The sequence below is a fragment of the Raoultella sp. genome, assembly GCF_039594335.1.
Classification (GTDB): Bacteria; Pseudomonadota; Gammaproteobacteria; order Enterobacterales; family Enterobacteriaceae; genus Klebsiella.
The window spans coordinates 1-5,230 of sequence record NZ_JBCNNS010000206.1 but is presented as its reverse complement, the minus strand read 5'-3'; the positions used below and the strand labels follow the sequence as shown (position 1 = coordinate 5,230).

General features: G+C 51.4%; 6 protein-coding genes. All 6 read left to right on the top strand.

Features of this window, described 5'->3' with window-relative positions:
- On the top strand, positions 1–69 hold a 69-nt coding region (locus ACZAHD_RS21405; protein WP_235317388.1), incomplete at its 5' end, for a hypothetical protein.
- Positions 69–938 carry a succinate--CoA ligase subunit alpha gene (gene sucD, locus ACZAHD_RS21400; RefSeq protein WP_032688797.1) on the top strand — a complete coding sequence of 290 codons (870 nt, stop codon included), beginning with the start codon at positions 69–71 and terminating at the stop codon, positions 936–938. The genes ACZAHD_RS21405 and sucD, both read left to right, overlap by 1 nt.
- A gap of 838 nt (positions 939–1,776) precedes the next feature.
- Complete coding sequence (cydA, locus tag ACZAHD_RS21395) at positions 1,777–3,345, top strand: cytochrome ubiquinol oxidase subunit I (protein WP_462458541.1); 1,569 nt, start codon at positions 1,777–1,779, stop codon at positions 3,343–3,345.
- Positions 3,346–3,360: 15 nt separating this feature from the next.
- Positions 3,361–4,500 (top strand): cytochrome d ubiquinol oxidase subunit II, encoded by a 1,140-nt coding sequence (gene cydB, locus ACZAHD_RS21390; protein WP_462458540.1) that lies wholly within the window; start codon positions 3,361–3,363, stop codon positions 4,498–4,500.
- 15 nt (positions 4,501–4,515) lie between these two features.
- A complete protein-coding gene (cydX, locus tag ACZAHD_RS21385) occupies positions 4,516–4,629 on the top strand; it encodes a cytochrome bd-I oxidase subunit CydX (RefSeq protein WP_004100325.1) in 114 nt (37 codons plus the stop codon).
- A gap of 130 nt (positions 4,630–4,759) precedes the next feature.
- Complete coding sequence (gene ybgE / locus ACZAHD_RS21380) at positions 4,760–5,044, top strand: cyd operon protein YbgE (RefSeq protein ID WP_462458539.1); 285 nt, start codon at positions 4,760–4,762, stop codon at positions 5,042–5,044.
- Positions 5,045–5,230 lie beyond the last annotated feature (186 nt).

The window sequence follows — 5,230 nt, the reverse complement described above, 5'->3', positions numbered from 1 at the left end:
AATATTATTGCAGCGAAAAGTCTGACGGACGCAGCACAGCAGGTTGTTGCCGCAGTGGAGGGGAAATAATGTCCATTTTAATTGATAAAAACACCAAGGTTATCTGCCAGGGCTTCACCGGTAGCCAGGGGACTTTCCACTCTGAACAAGCGATTGCTTACGGCACGCAAATGGTCGGCGGCGTCACGCCGGGCAAAGGCGGCACCACTCACCTGGGGCTGCCGGTGTTCAACACCGTGCGTGAAGCTGTTGAAGCGACCGGCGCGACCGCGACCGTTATCTACGTTCCGGCACCGTTCTGTAAAGACTCCATTCTGGAAGCTATCGACGCTGGCATTAAGCTGATCATTACCATCACCGAAGGTATCCCGACGCTGGATATGCTGACCGTGAAAGTGAAGCTGGATGAAGCCGGTGTGCGGATGATCGGCCCGAACTGTCCGGGTGTCATTACTCCAGGCGCTTGCAAAATCGGTATCATGCCGGGCCACATTCATCAGCCGGGCAAAGTGGGTATCGTTTCCCGTTCCGGTACGCTGACTTATGAAGCGGTTAAGCAGACTACCGACTATGGCTTTGGCCAGTCTACCTGTGTCGGTATCGGCGGCGACCCGATCCCAGGCTCTAACTTTATCGACATCCTGAAGCTGTTCGAGGAAGATCCGCAGACCGAAGCGATCGTGATGATCGGTGAGATCGGTGGTAGCGCGGAAGAAGAAGCCGCTGCCTACATCAAGGATCATGTCACCAAGCCAGTTGTCGGTTACATCGCGGGCGTTACCGCGCCGAAAGGTAAGCGTATGGGCCACGCGGGCGCCATTATCGCAGGCGGTAAAGGCACGGCTGATGAGAAATTTGCTGCGCTGGAAGCCGCGGGCGTGAAAACCGTTCGTAGCCTGGCGGATATCGGCGAAGCGCTGAAATCAATCATTAAGTAAACCCTCTCTGCTCCCTGGGGCAGAACAATGTCCGATTTCGACATGGTTGGCCACCGTCAGGTGGCCTTTTTTATGCCTGTTTTTGCCAGCGTTTTAAGGTGATCGGCGGCACAGCTTTGCCACGGCAGACCTGAATCTTTCAGAAAAAACCCCTTCTATTGTATTGATTTAAAACCTTTTTTATAAATGATAATAAGATATTTTCGGTAGGGGGAGGGAATGATCCTCAGTGCTATTTCTGGCCTGAAAATGAAAAGATAAAAATGATGATTTAATTGATGCTGTCTATCAGGAAAAATACTGTGAAGCGTCTAACATTAATCAGATCGCTATTTTTTTTCACACCACGCGGCTTAAAGTTAAATCATATTACCTATACTTCTCATATCTCTCTTTTTAGTAACTATCGCCGGCATGCTTTAAACATATATTTAACATTACTTTCACCATTATTCTTTGTTGGGATACATAATTAACATGAGTGAGAAAAATTGATTTATATCAATACTTAAAGCTTGGAAAAAATCATAAAAAAAAGTTAAATTGTCGCCAATCAAATTGGCCTAAATCAGGCATTTTCGCTATATATTGATCACCGTCGTAAATGTAAAACTGATTCAACAAAATCCTGTTTATTGTAAGGTTATTGCGGCGTAATATATTGGGGAATCAATTGGGTTTTTCGTTAACGTATTTGTAACCTTTGCGAGGAGCTGTTTCATCTGGCGACGAAACGGTAACGAAGCGGGAAGCAAGTTAATTTGTATTGGGGCATGCGTATGAATTCGGTGTGCAGGGTTCATTCTCGGAGTCTTCATGCGATGAGCAAGGAGTCATGATGTTAGATATAGTCGAACTGTCGCGCTTACAGTTTGCCTTGACCGCGATGTACCACTTCCTTTTTGTGCCACTGACGCTCGGTATGGCGTTCCTGCTGGCCATCATGGAAACGGTTTACGTCCTTTCCGGCAAACAGATTTATAAAGATATGACCAAATTCTGGGGCAAGTTGTTTGGTATCAACTTTGCGCTGGGTGTGGCAACCGGGTTGACCATGGAGTTCCAGTTCGGGACAAACTGGTCTTATTACTCTCACTACGTGGGCGATATCTTCGGTGCGCCTCTGGCCATTGAAGGTCTGATGGCCTTCTTCCTCGAATCTACCTTTGTAGGTCTGTTCTTTTTCGGTTGGGATCGTCTGGGCAAAGTTCAGCACATGGCGGTGACCTGGCTGGTGGCTCTGGGTTCCAACTTGTCTGCATTGTGGATCCTCGTGGCTAACGGCTGGATGCAAAACCCGATCGCATCGGATTTCAACTTTGAAACCATGCGTATGGAGATGGTCAGTTTCTCCGAATTGGTTCTGAACCCGGTTGCTCAGGTGAAATTTGTGCATACCGTCGCTTCAGGCTACGTAACCGGTGCGATGTTCATTCTTGCCATTAGCTCCTGGTACATGCTTAAAGGCCGTGATTTTGCCTTTGCTAAGCGTTCCTTCGCTATCGCAGCCAGCTTCGGGATGGCAGCCATCCTCTCCGTTATCGTCCTCGGCGATGAATCTGGCTATGAAATGGGTGACGTACAGAAAACCAAACTGGCGGCGATTGAAGCTGAATGGGAAACTCAGCCGGCGCCAGCAGCCTTTACCCTGTTTGGTATTCCTGACCAGCAAGCGCAAACCAACCACTTTGCCATTCAGATCCCTTACGCGCTGGGCATCATCGCCACGCGCTCGGTGGATAAGCCGGTTATCGGCCTGAAAGACCTGATGGCACAACACGAAGCGCGTATCCGTAACGGGATGAAAGCGTACGCGCTGCTAGAACAGCTGCGCGCCGGTTCTACCGATCAGGCGGTGCGCGACCAGTTCAATAGCGTTAAGAAAGACCTCGGCTATGGCCTGCTGCTGAAGCGCTATACCCCGAATGTCGCTGATGCAACGGAAGAGCAGATCGCTAAGGCGACCAAAGACTCTATTCCTAGCGTTGCGCCGCTGTACTTCGCGTTCCGTATCATGGTGGCCTGCGGCATCCTGATGCTCGGTATCATCGCGGCGTCGTTCTGGACCGTTATCCGTAACCAAATTGGCGAGAGGAAATGGCTGCTGCGTGCCGCGTTCTTTGGCCTACCGCTGCCATGGATTGCTGTTGAATCGGGCTGGTTTGTGGCTGAATATGGCCGTCAGCCGTGGGCAATTGGTGAGGTGTTGCCAACAGCGGTTGCGAACTCGTCGCTGACTGCGGGCGATCTGATCTTCTCTATGGTGCTGATCTGTGGCCTGTACACGCTGTTCCTGGTGGCTGAACTGTTCCTTATGTTCAAGTTTGCCCGCAAAGGACCGAGCAGCCTGAAAACGGGTCGTTATCACTTTGAACAGTCCTCTGCGGCTATTCAGTCGGCACGCTAAGACAGGAGTCGTCAAATGATCGATTATGAAGTATTGCGTTTAATCTGGTGGCTGCTGATTGGCATCCTGCTGATTGGTTTCGCCGTCGCCGACGGTTTCGACATGGGGGTGGGCATGCTCACCCGTTTCCTCGGTCGCAACGACACCGAGCGTCGAATTATGATCAACTCCATCGCCCCGCACTGGGACGGAAACCAAGTGTGGCTGATCACCGCCGGCGGCGCGCTGTTTGCTGCCTGGCCGATGGTGTACGCCGCGGCGTTCTCCGGCTTCTATGTGGCGATGATTCTGGTGCTGGCCTCTTTGTTCTTCCGTCCGGTTGGTTTTGACTACCGCTCTAAGATTGAAGATACCCGCTGGCGCAACATGTGGGACTGGGGCATCTTTGTGGGGAGCTTTGTGCCGCCGCTGGTGATTGGCGTGGCCTTCGGCAACCTGCTGCAGGGCGTGCCGTTCCACATTGATGAATATCTGCGTCTGTACTACACCGGTAACTTCTTCCAGCTGCTGAACCCATTTGGTCTGCTGGCCGGTATCGTCAGCGTGGCGATGATCCTGACGCAGGGCGCAACCTACCTGCAGATGCGTACCGTAGGCGAACTGCACCTGCGCACTCGCACCGTTTCGACAGTGGCGGCGCTGGTGACGCTGGTCTGTTTCGTGCTGGCGGGCGTTTGGGTCTACTACGGTATCGACGGTTATGTGGTGAAATCGGTGATGGATCATACCGGCCCGTCTAACCCGCTGACAAAAGAAGTCGCGCGTGAAGCCGGCGCGTGGATGGTGAACTTTAATAACATGCCGGCGTTGTGGGCGATTCCTGTTCTGGGCGTAGTGCTGCCACTGCTGACCGTCATCTCGACCAAAGCGGACAAAGGCGCGTGGGCGTTTCTGTTCTCCTCGCTGACGCTGGCCTGCATCATTCTGACTGCCGGTATCGCCATGTTCCCGTTCATTATGCCATCAAGCACGGAGATGAACGCGAGCCTGACCATGTGGGATGCGACTTCCAGCCAGCTGACGCTGAACGTGATGACCTACGTAGCGATTGTCTTCGTACCGATTATTCTGGGCTACACCACCTGGTGTTACTGGAAAATGTTTGGTCGCATTACGCGCGAAGACATCGAAAAGAACACTCATTCGCTGTACTAAGGTAAGGAGCTATATATGTGGTATTTCGCATGGATTTTGGGAACGCTTCTTGCCTGTGCCTTTGGGGTGATTACCGCGCTGGCGCTTGAGCACGTGGAAGCGACCAAAGCAGGTAAAGAAGAACACTGATGAGTATTATCGTGATGCGATATACGAAATCATTCGGGTTGCATCGAGGCGGCAAGTCTGTGAATCCCCAGGAGCTTACACAAGTAAGTGACTGGGGTAAGCAGACGTAGCCAACAAAGAGGCGACGTGAATGATAAAGTATATGTATGCGATAATGGACAAGCGCCCGTTAAGGGCGCTTTCCTTATTGATGGCGCTGGCGTTAGCGGGCTGCATCTTCTGGGATCCGTCGCGCTTTGCGGCAAAAACCAGCGAGCTGGAAATCTGGCACGGTTTCCTGCTGATGTGGGCGGTTTGTACCGGCGTCATTCACGGCGTGGGTTTCCGTCCGCGCGCCATTCATTGGCAGGGAATTTTTTGTCCGCTTATCGCTGATCTTGTGCTCGTTTTGGGCCTGTTTTTCTTCTTCTTTTGAATAAGAACTCTCTGTTAAGCATATGGGCTTGCATAAGCCCATAAAAATTTACTCGTCGTTTACTTTCCCCCATTCCAAACCACGATTCCCGCGCGTATAGTAGCGAAGTTTGAAAGCACTAACCTTTTGTTGCATTACCGGGATGTAAAGTGAATACAACGCTGTTTCGATGGCCGGTTCGTGTCT

Coding starts and splice junctions, on each gene's coding strand:
- ybgE (WP_462458539.1), top strand. CDS start 4,760: ATGATAAAGTATATGTATGCGATAATGGACAAGCGCCCGTTAAGGGCG.
- sucD (WP_032688797.1), top strand. CDS start 69: ATGTCCATTTTAATTGATAAAAACACCAAGGTTATCTGCCAGGGCTTC.
- cydB (WP_462458540.1), top strand. CDS start 3,361: ATGATCGATTATGAAGTATTGCGTTTAATCTGGTGGCTGCTGATTGGC.
- cydA (WP_462458541.1), top strand. CDS start 1,777: ATGTTAGATATAGTCGAACTGTCGCGCTTACAGTTTGCCTTGACCGCG.
- cydX (WP_004100325.1), top strand. CDS start 4,516: ATGTGGTATTTCGCATGGATTTTGGGAACGCTTCTTGCCTGTGCCTTT.